This window comes from Cellulophaga sp. HaHaR_3_176, assembly GCF_019021925.1.
In the GTDB taxonomy this organism is placed as follows: domain Bacteria; phylum Bacteroidota; class Bacteroidia; order Flavobacteriales; family Flavobacteriaceae; genus Cellulophaga.
The window spans coordinates 63,019-80,474 of sequence record NZ_CP058990.1 but is presented as its reverse complement, the minus strand read 5'-3'; the positions used below and the strand labels follow the sequence as shown (position 1 = coordinate 80,474).

Genomic DNA, 17,456 nt, shown 5'->3' with positions numbered 1-17,456 from the left:
AGTAAATTTGAAAAATATTGGCTATCTTAGCCATGTTATCAGAAATAAAAATCATAAATAATGAAAATATTAGTTTGTATAAGTAATGTACCAGATACTACATCTAAAATCAACTTTACAGATGGAGATACAAAGTTTGACACAAATGGTGTGCAATTTGTAATAAACCCTAATGATGAATTTGGTTTAACTAGAGCAATGTGGTTTAAAGAAAAACAAGGAGCCACTGTTCATATAGCTACTGTAGGTAGTGCAACTGTTGAACCTACAATGAGAAAAGCATTAGCTATTGGAGCTGATGAAGGTATAAGAATAAACGCTGAGCCTACTGATGGTTTTTTTGTTGCCGAGCAACTTGCCAATATAATTAAAGAAGGAGCTTATGACGTTGTAATTGCTGGTAGAGAATCTATCGATTATAATGGAGGAATGGTGCCTGGCATACTTTCTAGCCTTTTAGATATGAATTTTATAAACAGCTGTATCAATTTAGAGATTGATGGAACTAATGCAACGGCCGTTCGAGAAATAGATGGAGGTAAAGAAAAACTTTCGACCACACTACCTTTAATAATCGGTGGACAAAAAGGACTTGTTGAAGAAAGTGACTTAAGAATACCTAACATGCGTGGCATAATGATGGCTCGTCAAAAAAAATTAACAGTTGTTGAACCTATCGATGCTGTAAAAGCAACTCAAGACAATAAATTTGAAAAGCCTGCTGCAAAAGGAGTCGTTAAATTGGTAACTTCTGTTGATGAGCTAGTTAAATTATTACATAATGAAGCTAAAGTCATTTAATATTATCTTGAATTTAAAAAATTAAAATATATGTCAGTCTTAGTATATACAGAATCTGAAAACGGGAAATTTAAAAAAAATGCTTTTGAAGTAGCTTCTTATGCTGCTGAAGTTGCCAAGCAATTAGGAACAACAGCAACTGCTATAGCAATTAATGCGTCTAATAATGAAAGCTTAGGAGATTATGGAATTTCAAAAGTATTAAATATAACTACCGATAACTTAGCAACTTTTAATGCCAAAGCATACGCAAGCAGCATTCAACAAGCTGCAGAAAAAGAAGGTGCTAAAGTAATTATCTTAAGCTCAAGCACAGATACAAAATATTTAGCTCCTTTATTAGCTGGAAAATTAAAAGCAGGTTATGTGCCTAATGTCGTAGCTGCTCCAGAAAGCACAAACCCATTTGTAGCAAAAAGAACTGCTTTTAGTAATAAAGGTTTTGCTTTTTCTGAAATAACAACAGATGTAAAGGTTATAGGCGTTTCAAACAATTCTTTCGGTATTGTTGAAAATAAAGTTGCCGCTAGCGTTGAAGATTTTTCTCCAAATGTTAGTGATGCAGATTTTTCAGTAAAATCGATTGAAATAGACAAAGTAGTAGGAAAAGCTACTATAGCAGACGCAGACATCGTTGTTTCTGGCGGAAGAGGTTTAAAAGGTCCTGAAAACTGGGGAATGATTGAAGAATTAGCAGATGTATTAGGAGCAGCAACTGCTTGCTCTAAACCTGTCTCTGATTTAGGTTGGAGACCTCATGGCGAACATGTTGGGCAAACAGGAAAGCCCGTAGCTAGTAATTTATATATAGCAATTGGAATTTCTGGAGCCATTCAGCATTTAGCCGGTGTTAGCTCATCAAAAGTAAAAGTAGTTATCAATACTGATGCCGAAGCTCCGTTTTTTAAAGCTGCAGATTACGGTATAGTTGGTGATGCTTTCGAGGTTGTACCAAGCCTAATCGAAAAATTAAAAGAATTTAAAGCCCAAAACGCTTAAAATTTGCTAAATTGTGCCACTTAAAGGGCTGTTTAAATATTAGGTCGAGCCTTTTATTTAAACAGCCCTTGATAGTTTACAAATATTTATGAGCTTAGTTAGATTAAAAATTAAAGGTATATCGTATAGCCAAACACAAAATGGTGCATATGCCCTTATATTAAATGAAGTCGAAGGAGACAGAAAACTACCAATAGTAATTGGAGCATTTGAAGCGCAATCTATTGCTATAGCTTTAGAAAAAGAGATTAAACCACCTCGCCCTTTAACTCATGACCTTTTTAAAAATTTTGCTGATCGTTTTGATATTATTGTGAAGCAAGTAATCATACATAAATTAGTTGATGGTGTTTTTTACTCTAGCATAATTTGCGAAAGAGACAAAATAGAAGAAATTATTGATGCAAGAACAAGTGACGCTATAGCACTTGCACTACGCTTTAACGCACCAATTTTCACTTACAAAACTATATTAGACAAAGCAGGCATTTTCTTGAAATTTTCTAGCAAAGACAAAGAAAATGAAAGTTTAGACGACAGTATTATGGTTAATGAAATTCTGCAAGAAGGAGAAACTGTAGAAATTTCTGGTTCTGCTTCTGATGGATACTCTGAATTAACCATCGAAGAGCTTTACAAAGAGTTAGATAGCGCTGTTACCAATGAAAACTATGAAAAGGCTGCCAAACTAAGAGATGAAATCTCTAAACGCCAATAATATTAATATCATTCAAATTTAAATTGATGAAAAACAGCTTCTGGTTTGTTATTATTGTAAGCCTTTTTGCTCTACCAGTATTTGCTCAAGATGCTAATACATTAGATACCATAGCTAATTCTGTAAACACAATTAGCATTAGCGATTTAAATCAAACCACTAATGGTATAAAACCTAACGAAGGTTTTAGTCTCAATAGCTTTTTTAGAGGAATTCTAGGAATGTTTGTTTTGATATTAGTAGCTTTTATTTTTAGCGCAAACCGAAAAGCAATTAACTGGAAAACTGTAGGTATCGGTCTAGGTTTACAACTAATTATCGCTATTGGTGTATTAAAAATTGAATTTATAGCTGTGGTTTTTGACAGTGTAGGTAAAGTTTTTGTTAGCATCCTTGAATTTACAACTAAAGGAAGTAAGTTTTTATTTGAAGGATTAGTAACTGATATGGACAAATTCGGTTTCATATTCGCTTTTCAAGTATTACCTACTATCATATTTTTCTCCGCTTTAACTTCCGTTTTATTCTATTTAGGCATCATACAAAAAGTAGTAAAAGCATTAGCTTGGCTACTAACAAAAACACTTGGCATTTCTGGAGCAGAGAGCTTATCAGTTGCTGGTAATATCTTTTTAGGCCAAACTGAAGCACCTTTGTTGATTAAGGCATATTTAGAAAAAATGAATAAGTCTGAAATACTATTAGTGATGGTTGGCGGAATGGCAACTGTAGCTGGTGCGGTCTTAGCTGCATACATAGGATTTTTAGGTGGTAACGACCCTATATTAAGACTTGAATTTGCAAAACACCTATTAGCTGCCTCAGTTATGGCTGCTCCTGGAGCAATTGTTATCTCTAAAATACTATACCCGCAAACTGAAGCTGTAGATACCGATGTAAATGTATCTCAAGATAAAATTGGAGCAAATATATTAGATGCTATTGCAAATGGTACAACAGAAGGTTTAAAACTAGCCGTAAATGTTGGCGCTATGCTTTTGGTTTTTGTTGCTCTTATAGCAATGATTAATGGTATTTTAGGTGGAGCTGCAAGCTTTGATGGACTTACTGTAGAATCTTTAAATATTTCATGGCATTTTACACCATTAAATGAAGTAATTGCAAACAACACTCAATATGATAGTTTATCATTAGAGTTTCTTTTAGGATATACTTTTGCCCCATTAATGTGGTTAATTGGTGTAGCTAAGGAAGACATTATGCTTATGGGACAATTGTTAGGTGTAAAATTAGCTGCAAGTGAATTTATCGGTTACAAACAATTAGCAGAACTTAAAGATGTTGCTTCAGGCACACATTTTACCTACAATAAATCAATTTTAATGGCTACTTACATGCTTTGTGGTTTTGCGAACTTTGCTTCAATAGGTATACAAATTGGAGGTATTGGATCTTTAGCCCCTAGCCAAAGAAAAACATTATCAGAACTTGGCCTAAAAGCTGTTTTAGGAGGCTCTATTGCCTCTTTACTATCAGCTACAATTGCCGGAATGATACTTGGATAAAAACATCTAAGCATCATTATTATATTTCAAAATCAAATTTGTTTTAATCCATTAATAACTGAGATTATAAAATAGTCAATTGATTTATTATTTTTGATTTCAAATTATTTTTAGCACCATAAATCTATTTCAACAATATGAAACAATATCACGATTTATTAAAACACGTATTAGAAACAGGCAACCAAAAAGGCGACCGTACCGGTACCGGAACTAAAAGTGTTTTTGGTTATCAAATGCGTTTTGACTTAAGTGAAGGTTTCCCTATGGTAACCACTAAAAAATTACATTTAAAATCTATTGTTTACGAACTTTTATGGTTTTTAAAAGGAGATACTAATATAAAATATCTTCAAGAAAATGGTGTTCGAATCTGGAATGAATGGGCTGATGAAAATGGTGACTTGGGGCCTGTTTATGGACATCAATGGCGTAACTGGAATAGTGATGATATAGACCAAATTAAAGAGGTAATTCATTCTTTAAAAAACAATCCTAATAGCAGAAGAATGATTGTATCGGCATGGAACCCTAGTGTTTTACCTGACACCTCTAAATCTTTTTCCGAGAACGTTGCAAATGGAAAAGCCGCATTACCACCTTGTCATGCATTTTTTCAATTTTATGTTTCCGACGGTAAATTATCTTGCCAATTATACCAACGAAGTGCAGATATATTTTTAGGCGTACCTTTTAATATTGCATCATACGCTTTATTTACAATGATGATGGCACAAGTTTGTGGTTATGAAGCAGGTGAATTTATACACACTTTTGGAGATGCTCATATCTACAATAACCATATGGAGCAAGTAGAACTTCAATTAAGTAGAGAACCTAAACCTTTACCTAAAATGACTTTAAATCCTGATATTAAAGATATTTTAGATTTCAAATTTGAAGATTTTACGCTGAGTGGTTACGAACCACACCCCCATATTAAAGGAATAGTAGCAATCTAAAAAATAAAAAGCCCCTCAATTAATAATAACAGAGGGGCTTTTTTATATTTAAAACTATAGTGCTAAAATCGAATTCTCTGCACCTGCGTAATCATTCCATTTCAAACCATCAGCTTCAGGTTCGTTTACGTAAATATCATCAATAAGATATTTAAATTCGTAAGATTGCTCCTTAGGCAAATCAATAGTACCTTTAAAAGTACCATTCTTTAATTTTCTTAAAGATCCATTTTTTGGATTCCAATCGTTAAAGTCACCAACAACAAAAACTTTTCCTGCATTCTCTGCTGGTACTGTAAAAGTAACCTTACAAACCGGCTTACTTTTTAAAAATTGTTTTGTAATAGCCATAGTCTTTTGTTTTTTATTCATTACAAATCAACATATAAAAATATTGATTACCAACATGTTATCACCGATTTATGAAATTAACAAAATTGAATTTACAAAAAATTAGAATTCTCAATTTATCGCAATATTTTTTTGTAAACAATAAAATGCTACTTCATTTTTTTTATGATATCAATAACTTTATTTACATTTTTCATAGAATTATAAAAATGAAAACTCAAACGAATACCATCTCCTCTTTGCGTGCACATTATATCATTATTAGTAAGAGTGTCAAATAATTTCTGACCTCCCTTTACATTAAAAATAGTACTATGTTCATCTCTATCAATAACAGTTTCATCTAAAACGTTTAATTTTTTAAATTCTTTAAAAGCCTGATTACTTATTTCTTTATTGTGTTTTGTTATATTTTCCATTCCTATAGATGTAAGGTATTCAAGAGAAAACTTCAAACTCCCAAAAGCTAATGTATCTAAATGGCCCGGCTCAAAATGCTTAATAAAAGGAAATTTATCTTTTCCATCTAAATTTCCACTTGCTGAATTGAACCCCGAAAAACTTAAAGAAAATTTACTCTTAACATCCTCTTTGAAAAGCAAAAACCCGTTACCTGCACCTGACAAAAGCCATTTATAAGCACTTGCTCCCAAAACATCTATTCCTGATGTTTCAAAATCAAAACTTTCTGTACCGCAATATTGAGTTGCATCAGCAATAATTAAAAGTTCAGGAAATTCTTTTTTTAGTTTTTGTAAAAAACTTAAATCGATTTTAAATCCATTAATCCATTGGATAAGACTTAATGCTAAAACAGAAATATTTTTCTCTTTAATTGTTTTTAAAATATCATCTTCTAATTTACTTGAGAGTTGCAAACAAGAAACTTCAAAATCTCTACTTAAAAATGGCCATTTTAAAGATGGATAATCTTCTTCAATCATTAAAACCTTGTGCTTTTTATCTAAGCCTTCTAAAAGGATATTAAGTCCTAATGAAAAATTTTGCACTAAAGCTACGTTTTCCGCCTTGCAGTTAAAAAAACGCCCCACGACAGTTCTTGTATCTTCTAAAAGTTTTGTTGCTTTAAGTTTGAAATTACTTCCACCTATTAAATAATCCAAATCATGTTCTTGCCTCCAATCTAACAAGCCATCATACATAATACCAGTTGTTGCTGTATTTGCATATATATACTGATCTAAAATCGGAAAATCTTTACTTATCTTTTGCATATTATGAATAGTTGAAAATAGTATTTATAGTATATTTGTTAGTAAAGATACATATTGACATGTTTTCTAAAGAAAAAAAAGAGTCCGAAATAAATATTCAACAACATGAGTTGTTAGAGAATGCTCAATTAAGAATTAAGCAGAAAAAACGTTTGTTTACACATTTCGTAATTTTCTTAATAGGAAGCGTTTTTTTAATTTTAATAAACAAGATATTAAAATATGGAGACACCTACAACTGGTTTATTTGGGCTATAACTTTCTGGGCTTTTTTATTTATAATGCATTGTGTAAATGTTTTTGTTACACAAAAATTTATGGGCAAAGATTGGGAGCGAGTACAAAGAGAGAAGCTTGTTAAAAAACAAAAAGAAAGAATATCTGAATTGCAAAAAGAAATTGAGACTGAATTTCCCACATCTCAAATCAATAAAAAAAAAGAAGATTGAAAACTATCACTTTAATAGCTGCTGCTGCTGAAAACAACGCATTAGGAAAAGATAATGATTTACTCTGGCATTTACCTGATGATTTTAAGCGTTTTAAAAAGCTTACAACAAAGCACAGCATCATTATGGGGAGAAAAACTTTTGAAAGCTTCCCTAAGCCCCTACCGAACAGAAAACACATCGTAATAACAAGAGACAAAGACTATACTATTAATTTTGACGATTGTTACGTTGTTCATAGCCTAGAGGAAGCCTTAACTCTTGACAAAGACAATGAATTAACTTACATTATTGGCGGAGGAGAAATTTATGCCTTAGGACTAGAAAAAGCAAATAAAATAGAACTCACTAGAGTTCATGAATCTTTTGAGGCAGATGCATTTTTTCCTGAATTCAATATTTCTAACTGGGAACTAACTCATAAAGAACACCACCCTAAAGACGATAAGCATAAATATGATTTCACCTATCTAACTTATCTTAAAAAAAAGGTTTAACTCAGAAATTTAAATAGCTGACATCTACAGTATACCCTTTCAGAAAGGTTTTCAGAATTGCAACATCTGCATTAGTATATAGTTGATTAGTAGATACTCCTGTTTCTAACAACAAATCATATTTTTCTAAAACATTTTTAGTCTGTTTAGCTACAGCCTCTCCTGAATCTATAATTTGTATATGAGGCGGCATTAACCCTTTTAAAACAGGAATTAAATATGGGTAATGTGTGCACCCTAAAACCAAATGATCAATCCCCTGCTCTACCATCGGAGTAATATATTTTAAAAGTAGTTGACGAGTTTCAATGCTATTAACGAGTCCAGCTTCAATAAGAGGAACTAAACCCTCACCATCTTGTTCTATTATAGTAATACCTTTTGAATAGGCGTTAGAAGTATTATTAAAAAGTGCACTTGACAAAGTTCCTTTTGTTGCCAAAATACCAATTTTTTTTGATGTTGATTTTAAAACTGCTGGCTTTATAGCCGGCTCAATGCCAATAAATGGTATATCGAATTTACTTCGTAAGTAAGAAATAGCATTTGTTGTTGCTGTGTTACATGCTACAACTATAATTTTACAATTTCTACTTAATAAATACTCTGTATTTTTGATACTTAAATCAAGTATTTCTTGAGGGCTTTTTTCACCATATGGTGCATTTTTACTATCAGCTAAGTATATAGTATCTTCAAAAGGCAATACTTTCTTAATCTCTTTCCAAATAGAAGTACCTCCGATACCTGAATCAAAAATACCAATAGACTGCTTATTCATACACGTATCTATAAAACGTTTTATTATCTTTTGATAAAGTTACACCAATAATAAGTCTCTACTAAAAAAGAATATTATTAAAAATAAGTCAAAAAAAAAGCCCACTTTTAAAGTGAGCTTTTTTTATATCTTTTAGAGTTTCAATCTAGAAACCTAATTCTTTTTTTACTAAAGGTAATAAATCAGTACCTGTTGCTACAATTACACCACTACCTTGAGAAGAATCTAAAACGTAGTTCATGCCTTGAACTCCTGCTACTTTCTCAATTGCAGCTTTAGCCTTATCTGAAATAGGACCTAACAATGCAATTTGTTTAGTTTGTAATTCTTGAGATGCTTTTTGACGAGCTTCTTGAATTGTTTTTTCGAAACCTTGTAATTCAGCTCCTCTTTTTTGATTTTCCTCGTCAGACTTACTAGCTGCTTCACTCTGGTATTGCTTATACTTATTCTGCAACTCAGTCATTGAGCTTTGTATATCTGCTCCGTAAGTTTCTTCTAATTTCTTTAACTCAGCTTCAGCAGCCTTCATTTCTGGCATTTGAGACATTAATTCTGTTACATTAATATGTGCAACTTTATTTTGTGCGTTTACAAAACCTGTAGTTGCTACAAATAAAACTACTGCTGCTACTATTCCTTTTAAGTGTTTCATGATTTTTAAATTACAATTTGAGTATTAAATTAATGGTTTTATTCCGTTGAGGAATTTTTTGATATTAAATTATTTATTGTCTTCGCTTTCTTGTGTTGCTTTTTTCTTAGCCTCACGTTCTTCTAATAATTTCTTACGTCTTTCTTCGTAAGCTTTTTTTCTTTCTTCTCTTAACTTTAGTTGCTCTTCACGCTTTTCAGCAGATGTTTTATCTCTAGCTTCTTGCGCTTCTTGCGCTTGAGATAAACGCTCTTTTAGAGCATCTGTCATTTCTCTTTCTACTGGCTCAGCCTCATAATCATCCAAAGCATTTCTTTTATTCACTCTTTCTCTGGCCGCACTTACCTTTCGTGTACGAGAAATAGCTTTCAAGACTAATTCACTTAGATCCAATCTTTTTTCTGCATACAACATTACAACATCTGCAGATTTATCAAAAATTAAATCATATTTTTTATTCTGACCTATTTTCTGCACTTCATTAAAAACCTGATCTTGTATCGGCTGTATCAACCTTTGTTTCGATAAAACTAAATCTCCATTAGGTCCAAATCTGTCCTGCTGATAATCGAACATTTCTTTCTCTAAAATTTTTATCTCCTCTTCTCGCTCTTCTATAAGCTCTGCTGTTAAAAGAACTTTTTCTGCTATCAGATCTTTTTTCATTTGATCAATAGCACTTTGTTCTTGTTCGATTTCTAATTTCCATTTCTGAACCTTAGCATCTAACTGCAAATTAGCTTCTCGATATTCTTCAACATTCTCTAGAATGTATTCCATATCTACATAAGCTATTCGAACCCCACGTTGTTGAGAAAAACCAGTAAAGGCAAATAACGCAACACTTATTATTAAAAGAACCTTTGTTTTCATTTCGTTTACATTTATCTAGTATAGAAAATATCGTGCCAAAATAAATAAATATTTTAAGAAAGCGAGTAGAATACTGAAGTTTAGTTTTAAAAACTTTAAATTTTACAGCTTTTTTTAAAATAAAAACACGTATTACAATCTAAAAGACTATTAAATTATTAATCAGTAGAAAGCAATACGTGTTTTATATTATTAAAATTGTTGCCCAATAATAAAATGGACTTCCCACCCATTAGGCTCATTAGTTCCTGAAATATAATCACTATCAAAACCATAACCAAAATCAATTCCTAAAAGACCAAAAGCCGGCATAAATATACGCAAACCAGCACCTACTGATCTTTTAATTTCGAATGGGTTAAACTCTTTAAAATTATTAAAAGAATTTCCTCCTTCTGCAAAAACAAGTCCATAAATAGACGCTGAAGGTTTTAACGTTAATGGATACCTAAGTTCCATTGAAAATTTGTTATAAATTACAGCTCCATCTTGCTGACCTGTAGTTGTATTAAAAGGTGTCACACTATTATTAGCATACCCTCTTAACTGTACATTTTCACGGCCATCTAAAGTAAAATTACCCATACCATCACCACCAACATAAAAACGCTCAAAAGGCACATCGCCAACCTCAGCATTATAACTTCCTAAAAATCCAAATTCTGCGTTTGTTCGCAATACTAAAGATTTATCAGATCTATTACCTGCTAATGTAGTATACCAATCACCTTTAAAGTTTACTTTATAAAACTCTAACCATTTAAAACGCTCTTGTTCTATTCGCTGAGCTTCTGTACCTGAAGTATTTTCAAGTGCTGCTTCATCTTCATTTAACTGAGCATAATCTGTACCATTAAATAAAGACCATGGTGGTGTAAATTTTGCTTTGATTTCAAAATTAGAACCAGAGGTTGGGAATATTGGGTTAGTTCCTGCTGATCTTCTTGAGATTCCTAATGTATAAGCTAAAGAGTTTACATTACCATTACCGAAATTAAATAAACCTAGGTTATAGTTATTAAACTCATACAACTGATACCCTACAGAATGTGAAATTGTAAAATAATCATCAGGCCACTGTACTCTTTTTGCTAAACCAAATGTTATTCCTGTAATCGAGAATGTTTGATTTGGATCTCTCTCAAAACTACTAAAACCTGAACTTGTATCGAAAGCAAATTGCTTTGTTCTAGACAATGAAGTACTAAAACTTACTGGTTTTTTACCACCTAACCATGGTTCTGAAAAGTTTAAACTATAAACTCTATATGTTTGACTTGCCTGTAAACGTAATGCAAATGTTTGTCCATCTCCCATCGGAACTGGCTTATACTCTTTACCGTTAAATAAGTTTTTTATAGAAAAATTACTGAATGACAGACCCAAAGTTCCTATAAAACCTCCACCACCATAACCACCTTGTAATTCAATTTGGCTAGAACCAGACTCTACTAAACTATAATTCAAATCTACAGTTCCTGCATTAGGGTCTGGATTAATTACATCTGGCTTTACATTTTCTGCATCAAAAAAGCCTAATGCACCAAGCTCTCTAATACTACGAATAATATCTGCTTTATTATATTTTTGACCTGGTCTTGTACGTAATTCTCTAAAGACTACATGATCATTTGTTCTATCATTACCATCAATAGTAACGTGGTCCAAAAATGTTTCTTTACCTTCTATTATTCGTATTTCAAAATTAATAGTGTCATTTGAAGCTGACATCTCAACAGGTGTTACTCTTGAAAACATATACCCGTTGTTTTGGTATGCACTCGTTATATCATTAGGATCTGGCCTCGTATTATCTTCTATTCTTTCTTTTAACAATACACCATTATATACATCACCTTTTTTAAGACCTAATAAAGAGCTTAATTGCCTATCTGTATACACTGTATTACCAACAAAATCAATATCACCGAAATAATACTTATTTCCTTCTTCTACTTTAATATTTATATCTATTAAATCTTCACCATCATTAATGATACTATCAGAAATTACACGAGCATCTCTGTACCCCTTTTCTGCATAACTCTCAATTAAGCTTACTAAATCTGCCTCATATTCTTCTGGAATATATTTAGACCTTTTAAGTTTTAAGATGTTTTTAAAAGACTTTTCTTTTGTCTTCTTAAGAGCTTTTTTTAATTTTTTATCAGAAATTTTCTCATTCCCTTCAAAACTAATACTCCCAATTTTTACTTTTGAACCCTTTTTGATATTCATAACCATGCTCTGCGCATTGGTTTCTGACGTATCCTTAGCTGTAGATATAGTTACTTTCGTATTTAAAAAACCTTTCTTCTTATATTTATTCTGAAGGTAATTTTTTGTGTTAGCTATTAAATTTTCAGTAATTTTCTTACCTTTTTTAAGGTCAGTATCTTTTAAGATTTCAGCAATTTTACCTTTTTTAACACCATAAACGGTTACATTAGATAAGGTAGGACGTTCTAAAATATTTAATTCTAAATAGATATTTTCACCCTCCACTTTAGTGATATACATACTAATATCACTAAAAAGCTCTAAGCCCCACAACTTATTGATAATAGAACTAATCTCTTCTCCAGGCACAGTTATTGGTTGCCCATCACGAAGACCTGTATATGTTTTTACAGTCTGTTCATTATAACTCTCTAATCCTGAAACTGTTAAACCTGCCAAAATATATTTCTTACCCTCTTCATAAGAAGAGCTTTGGGCTGACCCTACAAGGCTTGTTAAAAATAAAATAAGGGTAGTAAGTACTAATTGGTAAGAAATGTTCTTTTTCGCATTTCTAGGTAAGTTGTTCGCTTGTTTTTCCAAATCTTCGTTCTCTATTTTGGTAATTTAAAATTGCTTTGACCAAATGCTCCTCATTAAAATCGGGCCATAAAACATCGGTAAAATATAATTCAGCATATGCTATCTGCCAAAGTAAAAAATTACTGATACGATGCTCACCACTAGTACGAATAAGCAAGTCTACATCTGGCAAATTATGCGTGTAAAGATGGTTATTAATAATGGTTTCATCAATATTTTCAATAGAAATTATATTATTTTTAACTTTGGCGCTTATGGCCTGCACAGCATTCTTAAGCTCTTCTCTAGCCCCGTAACTTAGTGCTAAAGTCAAAGTCATACCCGTATTCCCACTAGTTTTCGCCATCACCTCTTGCAATTCTCTATTTGCTTTTTTAGGTAATGAGTCTATATTTCCAATTGTATTTAAACGAATATTATTATCCATAAATGTTACTAGTTCTTTTTTTAAAGAAGAAACTAATAATCGCATTAATGTATCGACCTCGAACTTTGGTCTTTTCCAATTTTCTGTAGAAAAAGTGTATAACGTAAGGAAAGAAATTCCGATTTGAACACAAGACTCAACAGTATCTCGAACTGTTTTAACTCCGTTTTCATGACCAAAAACACGCATTTTACCATGTTGTTTAGCCCATCTACCATTACCATCCATGATAACTGCCATGTGGTTTGGTAATTTATTTTTATCAATACTATCTATAGTGCTCATATATGTGCTACTAAAAACAATCAGAACATGGTTTTCTCTTAAATGTATAGGTCAATGTAACCCCTGAAAAAACATACCAATCATTACTAAAAATGTTCCCGAAATCAACATTGTTCTCTAAAGATTCTAAATTAGGATCTTTAGGGTTGCTGAAATCTAAATTATCTGTAAACGTATATCTGGCTCCTATTTCGGCCCCAAGAATAAACGATTGACTAATTCTATATTTAAAACCAACAATCATAGGTATTGCAAAAGTACCATCTCGTTGATTTTCATCATCTATAACAAAGTTTGCATCAATATAATTATAGTCATACCTTAAATAGGTTACTCCTGTATATAAATAAGGCGTGAAAGCATCACCCAATCTATGCAAATTATATTCAACAAAGTTAAATTCTAACCCCGCAGAAAATTCTAAAACATTATTATTTACAACATACGCTCTCTCTTGCCTAGAAGACAAATTGGATTTAGTATCATCAGCTGTGAATTCTCCATATAATAAACTTGCTCTCCAAGCATACCTTTTACTTATATTCCACTTAAAAATACCCCCTAAACCAATACCTGAAGGCGCAATATAATTCGTTCTCCCGACATCACCTATATTATTTACTCCACCAGCCATAATACCAACCTCATAGGTTTGCCCTTTCAGTGACAAAGAAAAAAATGACAAGGTGATTATTAGCGCAAAAAATGTCTTCATGAGTTATAAAAGTTTGCAAATATAACAATTTCAATAGTTTGTAAAACTTTAATTATTACATTGTTGTTCTCTCTTTGATAAACAACAATTAACCTCTTTTATTGTTTTAGGTGCGTCAATTACGTCTATCCTCACCCCACAAAAGCTTGTTTCGCAATGTTTTCAAAAAACTTTCAGATGTATATTCTATCATTTTGATAGTAAACGATGCTTTTTTTACTGTAATTTCAGTACCGTTTTCTAACGTTGCTATTCGAGAATCAAGAGAAATTAAATGATTTTCCTCTCTACCCGAAACTTTTAATTTTATGATAGTATCATCAGAAATAACTAACGGCCTTGCATTTAAATTATGAGGTGCTATTGGCGTTAATATTAATGATTTTGCGGTAGGCTCTATAACAGGACCACCACAACTTAATGAATACCCTGTTGAACCTGTTGGTGTACCAACAATAAGACCATCAGCCCAATATGAAGTCAAATACTCATCATTTAAACTTGTATCGACAGTTATCATAGAGGTAGTATCCTTTCTACTAACAGTAACCTCATTAAGGGCAAAATTCAAGTCTTCAAGCTCAGGAGCTACTGGGTTGGTATGTACCTCCACCAATGTTCTTTCCACAATAGTATACGTTCCCGCCACAAATTCTTTTACAACTTTACGAACATCTTCTTTTTTAAATGTCGACAAGAAACCTAATCGACCGGTATTTACACCTACAATAGGAATACCTAAATCTTTTACATATGTTATTGCTCTAAGAACCGTTCCATCGCCACCAAAACTCACAAACATATCAAAAGAAGAATCTAAACCTTCTTTCATTGAAAAAACCTGATAAGCATCTATTTTCTTAGATTTAGAAAGTAAATCATAAAATTCTTCCTCAAAAAACACTTCAGAAGCCCCTTCTAATTCATCTAACAATTCAACAACATAATCTAAAGCGTTATCAGAATATGTTTGACCGTAAATAGCAACTTTCATACCCATTAGACGTTTAAGTATTTATTTAAATAATCAGACCGCTGTCTTAAATCTTCTAAAAATTGATCATCATTATTTCCAAACAAAATAGTATAATTATAACGTCTAAATGTCTGAATAACATCGTTTAAATTTGTAGAACCTATTTTTATAGTCACCTGCACAACGTCATTAACCGTATCAGTTATAAACCCTCCAATCAACTTTGTGTTATTACTTTCTACAATTTGCGCTATTTCACTAAACGAATAATCTTTAACACCTTTAGCTACTACTAAAACACCACCTGGATCTGTAAAAAAAGGAGTGTCGATAAAAACAGACACAATATCATTTAAATCATAATAACCAACTACTAGAGAATCTTCATCTACAATTGGCAGTAAATTTGCTTCATTTCTAGCAAATGCTTCTAAAACATCTAACCAAGATGTTTCCTTATTAACAGCAAAAGCCTCTAGGTTATATCTAAAATCTTCAATTTTCTTCAATACCTCTACTTCCTCCATATCGTTCTCAGCTATTAAACCTAAGAATTTACCCTTTTCAGTTATAGCTACATGAGAATATGTAGTTTCACCAAAAAAGCGACAAATTTCTGACATTGAATCTTCCAATTCAAAAACCGGAATAGAAGTAAGGATGTGTGATTGTATATTCATACTAATATATTATAATGCAAATTACTAATTAAATACTTCAAAAAGCATACCTAATTTGTATTTTTGTTAAATAAAAGCACACTACAAAATGACAAAATTAAGTGTTAATATAAATAAGATTGCCACTCTTAGAAATGCTAGAGGCGGAAACATGCCTAATTTATTAAATGTATCTAAAGACATCGAAGATTTTGGAGCACAAGGTATTACCATACACCCCAGGCCCGACGAAAGACATATTAAATATAACGATGCTAGAGCACTAAAAAGTATTGTAACTACAGAATACAATATAGAAGGAAACCCAAATCCGAAATTTATTGATTTAGTCTTAGAGGTAAAACCAACTCAAGTGACACTTGTGCCTGATGCTGTAGACGCAATTACATCTAACGCAGGATGGGACACTGAGAAACATTTTGATTTTTTAAAAGAAGTTATTGATACTTTTAAAAAAAACGGAATTAGAACTTCAATTTTTGTGGATCCAAATCCGCTTATAATTGAAAAAGCTGCAGAAATAGGAACCGACAGAATTGAACTTTACACTGAAAGTTTTGCTAAGGATTATGCTATTGCTAAAACCGAAGAAGAAAAACAAAATGCCGTACGCCTATTTAATATTGCTGCAAAAAAAGCCACTGAAGTTAACTTAGGCATTAATGCTGGGCACGACTTAAGTTTGGATAATATTCAATTTTTTAAAGAAAACACACCTAACTTACTAGAAGTTTCTATAGGTCACGCACTTATTTGCGAATCGTTATACTTTGGTCTAGAAAACGTAATTAACATGTACTTGAATAAATTAAAATAATGCAATTATTACACTCTCAAATACTAGGTCAAGGAAAACCAATGATTATATTACATGGTTTTTTAGGCATGTCAGACAATTGGAAAACACTAGGTGCAAAATATGCTGAAATAGGCTATAACGTTCATCTTATCGATCAACGCAACCACGGCAAAAGTTTTCAATCTGAAAATTTTAATTATGATTTTCTAACTGAAGATCTTAAAAATTATTTTGACTACCACAACATAGATAAAGCAATTGTTTTAGGTCATTCAATGGGTGGAAAAACAGCAATGCAGTTCGCTTGCACGTACCCTGAAAAGACTGATAAATTATTAATTGCTGATATTGGTCCTAAATTTTACCCACCCCACCACCAAGGCATTATTAACGCATTAAATAGTTTAAATATAGACAAGCTTACCTCTAGAGGTGAAGCCGATGAAAAATTAACAAAAGCAATTAAAGATTACGGAACTCGACAATTTTTACTTAAAAACCTATACTGGAAAGAAAAAGGAAAATTAGATTTCAGGTTTAATTTAAGTGTTTTAAGTAATAAAATGGAAGAGGTAGGAGAAAATATTAGCGCAACCGAAAGCTACGCTGGCCCTACTCTTTTTTTAAGAGGTGACAAATCGGAATATATAGTTCAAGAAGATTATGCTACAATTAAACGTCATTTTCCGTTAGCAGAAATTAAAACTATTGATAACGCAGGTCATTGGCTACATGCTGAAAACCCAAAACAATTTTTCAAATTCTCTTCATTGTTTATGAATTCCTAAAAAAAGGTGTTTTTTATTATGCATGCATAATTTTTTTAGTCATTTCGTTGTCAGTATCATAATTTTAATTAATTTTGGTAGTATCGCATTATGTGCAATTTCATCCAAACTATAAC

19 protein-coding genes are annotated in these 17,456 nt (G+C 31.9%); 9 read left to right on the top strand and 10 right to left on the bottom strand.

Translation table 11 applies throughout. The annotated features are described in order from the left end of the window. The first annotated feature begins 60 nt into the window (after positions 1–60). The 5 genes from H0I23_RS00360 (at position 61) to H0I23_RS00340 (ending at position 5,006) form a co-directional block, all read left to right on the top strand. A complete protein-coding gene (locus H0I23_RS00360; protein ID WP_216784493.1) occupies positions 61–801 on the top strand; it encodes an electron transfer flavoprotein subunit beta/FixA family protein in 741 nt (246 codons plus the stop codon). Positions 802–831: 30 nt separating this feature from the next. Continuing rightward, positions 832–1,800 (top strand): electron transfer flavoprotein subunit alpha/FixB family protein, encoded by a 969-nt coding sequence (locus H0I23_RS00355; protein ID WP_216784492.1) that lies wholly within the window; start codon positions 832–834, stop codon positions 1,798–1,800. An 88-nt stretch (positions 1,801–1,888) separates the two neighbouring features. After that, positions 1,889–2,518: a bifunctional nuclease family protein gene (locus H0I23_RS00350; protein WP_216784491.1), complete on the top strand. Its 630-nt coding sequence runs from the start codon at positions 1,889–1,891 to the stop codon at positions 2,516–2,518. Positions 2,519–2,544: 26 nt separating this feature from the next. Continuing rightward, positions 2,545–4,044, top strand: a complete 1,500-nt coding sequence (locus tag H0I23_RS00345; protein WP_216784490.1) for a NupC/NupG family nucleoside CNT transporter — start codon at positions 2,545–2,547, stop codon at positions 4,042–4,044. A 137-nt stretch (positions 4,045–4,181) separates the two neighbouring features. Continuing rightward, entirely contained in the window at positions 4,182–5,006 is an 825-nt protein-coding gene (locus H0I23_RS00340; RefSeq protein ID WP_216784489.1) for a thymidylate synthase, read from the top strand. Positions 5,007–5,060: 54 nt separating this feature from the next. Here H0I23_RS00340 and H0I23_RS00335 read toward each other — a convergent pair whose 3' ends face one another. Together H0I23_RS00335 and H0I23_RS00330 are read right to left on the bottom strand one after the other, a co-directional pair. Beyond that, positions 5,061–5,357, bottom strand: a complete 297-nt coding sequence (locus tag H0I23_RS00335; protein ID WP_216784488.1) for an isoamylase early set domain-containing protein — start codon at positions 5,355–5,357, stop codon at positions 5,061–5,063. 149 nt (positions 5,358–5,506) lie between these two features. Further along, positions 5,507–6,592 (bottom strand): aminotransferase class V-fold PLP-dependent enzyme, encoded by a 1,086-nt coding sequence (locus H0I23_RS00330; RefSeq protein WP_216784487.1) that lies wholly within the window; start codon positions 6,590–6,592, stop codon positions 5,507–5,509. A gap of 59 nt (positions 6,593–6,651) precedes the next feature. Between H0I23_RS00330 and H0I23_RS00325 the strand changes: the two genes are divergently transcribed. Beyond that, the gene (locus H0I23_RS00325; protein WP_216784486.1) at positions 6,652–7,041 is read left to right on the top strand and encodes a 2TM domain-containing protein; all 390 of its coding nucleotides are present in this window, start codon (positions 6,652–6,654) and stop codon (positions 7,039–7,041) included. Further along, positions 7,038–7,538, top strand: a complete 501-nt coding sequence (locus tag H0I23_RS00320; RefSeq protein ID WP_216784485.1) for a dihydrofolate reductase — start codon at positions 7,038–7,040, stop codon at positions 7,536–7,538. The genes H0I23_RS00325 and H0I23_RS00320 overlap by 4 nt, the downstream gene beginning before the upstream one ends. Before the next feature lies 1 nt (position 7,539). On the opposite strand, the gene murI is transcribed toward H0I23_RS00320, so the two are convergent. From murI to H0I23_RS00280, 8 genes are all read right to left on the bottom strand, one after another. Beyond that, entirely contained in the window at positions 7,540–8,319 is a 780-nt protein-coding gene (gene murI, locus H0I23_RS00315; RefSeq protein ID WP_216784484.1) for a glutamate racemase, read from the bottom strand. Positions 8,320–8,464: 145 nt separating this feature from the next. Next, a complete protein-coding gene (locus H0I23_RS00310) occupies positions 8,465–8,974 on the bottom strand; it encodes an OmpH family outer membrane protein (protein ID WP_216784483.1) in 510 nt (169 codons plus the stop codon). Positions 8,975–9,043: 69 nt separating this feature from the next. Then, complete coding sequence (locus H0I23_RS00305; protein ID WP_216784482.1) at positions 9,044–9,847, bottom strand: OmpH family outer membrane protein; 804 nt, start codon at positions 9,845–9,847, stop codon at positions 9,044–9,046. A gap of 192 nt (positions 9,848–10,039) precedes the next feature. After that, positions 10,040–12,670 carry an outer membrane protein assembly factor BamA gene (bamA, locus tag H0I23_RS00300; RefSeq protein WP_216784481.1) on the bottom strand — a complete coding sequence of 877 codons (2,631 nt, stop codon included), beginning with the start codon at positions 12,668–12,670 and terminating at the stop codon, positions 10,040–10,042. Beyond that, positions 12,642–13,382: an isoprenyl transferase gene (locus H0I23_RS00295; RefSeq protein ID WP_216784480.1), complete on the bottom strand. Its 741-nt coding sequence runs from the start codon at positions 13,380–13,382 to the stop codon at positions 12,642–12,644. Before H0I23_RS00295 ends, bamA begins: the two co-directional genes overlap by 29 nt. Before the next feature lie 10 nt (positions 13,383–13,392). Continuing rightward, positions 13,393–14,097 (bottom strand): DUF6089 family protein, encoded by a 705-nt coding sequence (locus tag H0I23_RS00290; RefSeq protein ID WP_216784479.1) that lies wholly within the window; start codon positions 14,095–14,097, stop codon positions 13,393–13,395. Positions 14,098–14,212: 115 nt separating this feature from the next. Further along, positions 14,213–15,091, bottom strand: a complete 879-nt coding sequence (locus tag H0I23_RS00285; RefSeq protein WP_216784478.1) for an NAD kinase — start codon at positions 15,089–15,091, stop codon at positions 14,213–14,215. Between the two features lie 5 nt (positions 15,092–15,096). Next, positions 15,097–15,753: a CBS domain-containing protein gene (locus H0I23_RS00280; protein ID WP_216784477.1), complete on the bottom strand. Its 657-nt coding sequence runs from the start codon at positions 15,751–15,753 to the stop codon at positions 15,097–15,099. Between the two features lie 88 nt (positions 15,754–15,841). On the opposite strand from H0I23_RS00280, the gene H0I23_RS00275 reads away from it, so the two are divergent. Both H0I23_RS00275 and H0I23_RS00270 read left to right on the top strand, forming a co-directional pair. After that, a complete protein-coding gene (locus H0I23_RS00275; RefSeq protein ID WP_216784476.1) occupies positions 15,842–16,570 on the top strand; it encodes a pyridoxine 5'-phosphate synthase in 729 nt (242 codons plus the stop codon). Further along, entirely contained in the window at positions 16,570–17,340 is a 771-nt protein-coding gene (locus H0I23_RS00270; RefSeq protein WP_216784475.1) for an alpha/beta fold hydrolase, read from the top strand. The genes H0I23_RS00275 and H0I23_RS00270 overlap by 1 nt, the downstream gene beginning before the upstream one ends. Positions 17,341–17,456 lie beyond the last annotated feature (116 nt).

Coding starts and splice junctions, on each gene's coding strand:
- H0I23_RS00280 (WP_216784477.1), bottom strand. CDS start 15,753: ATGAATATACAATCACACATCCTTACTTCTATTCCGGTTTTTGAATTG.
- H0I23_RS00345 (WP_216784490.1), top strand. CDS start 2,545: ATGAAAAACAGCTTCTGGTTTGTTATTATTGTAAGCCTTTTTGCTCTA.
- H0I23_RS00360 (WP_216784493.1), top strand. CDS start 61: ATGAAAATATTAGTTTGTATAAGTAATGTACCAGATACTACATCTAAA.
- H0I23_RS00335 (WP_216784488.1), bottom strand. CDS start 5,357: ATGGCTATTACAAAACAATTTTTAAAAAGTAAGCCGGTTTGTAAGGTT.
- H0I23_RS00270 (WP_216784475.1), top strand. CDS start 16,570: ATGCAATTATTACACTCTCAAATACTAGGTCAAGGAAAACCAATGATT.
- murI (WP_216784484.1), bottom strand. CDS start 8,319: ATGAATAAGCAGTCTATTGGTATTTTTGATTCAGGTATCGGAGGTACT.
- H0I23_RS00295 (WP_216784480.1), bottom strand. CDS start 13,382: ATGAGCACTATAGATAGTATTGATAAAAATAAATTACCAAACCACATG.
- H0I23_RS00285 (WP_216784478.1), bottom strand. CDS start 15,091: ATGAAAGTTGCTATTTACGGTCAAACATATTCTGATAACGCTTTAGAT.
- H0I23_RS00340 (WP_216784489.1), top strand. CDS start 4,182: ATGAAACAATATCACGATTTATTAAAACACGTATTAGAAACAGGCAAC.
- H0I23_RS00310 (WP_216784483.1), bottom strand. CDS start 8,974: ATGAAACACTTAAAAGGAATAGTAGCAGCAGTAGTTTTATTTGTAGCA.
- H0I23_RS00350 (WP_216784491.1), top strand. CDS start 1,889: ATGAGCTTAGTTAGATTAAAAATTAAAGGTATATCGTATAGCCAAACA.
- H0I23_RS00325 (WP_216784486.1), top strand. CDS start 6,652: ATGTTTTCTAAAGAAAAAAAAGAGTCCGAAATAAATATTCAACAACAT.
- H0I23_RS00290 (WP_216784479.1), bottom strand. CDS start 14,097: ATGAAGACATTTTTTGCGCTAATAATCACCTTGTCATTTTTTTCTTTG.
- H0I23_RS00275 (WP_216784476.1), top strand. CDS start 15,842: ATGACAAAATTAAGTGTTAATATAAATAAGATTGCCACTCTTAGAAAT.
- H0I23_RS00330 (WP_216784487.1), bottom strand. CDS start 6,592: ATGCAAAAGATAAGTAAAGATTTTCCGATTTTAGATCAGTATATATAT.
- H0I23_RS00355 (WP_216784492.1), top strand. CDS start 832: ATGTCAGTCTTAGTATATACAGAATCTGAAAACGGGAAATTTAAAAAA.
- H0I23_RS00305 (WP_216784482.1), bottom strand. CDS start 9,847: ATGAAAACAAAGGTTCTTTTAATAATAAGTGTTGCGTTATTTGCCTTT.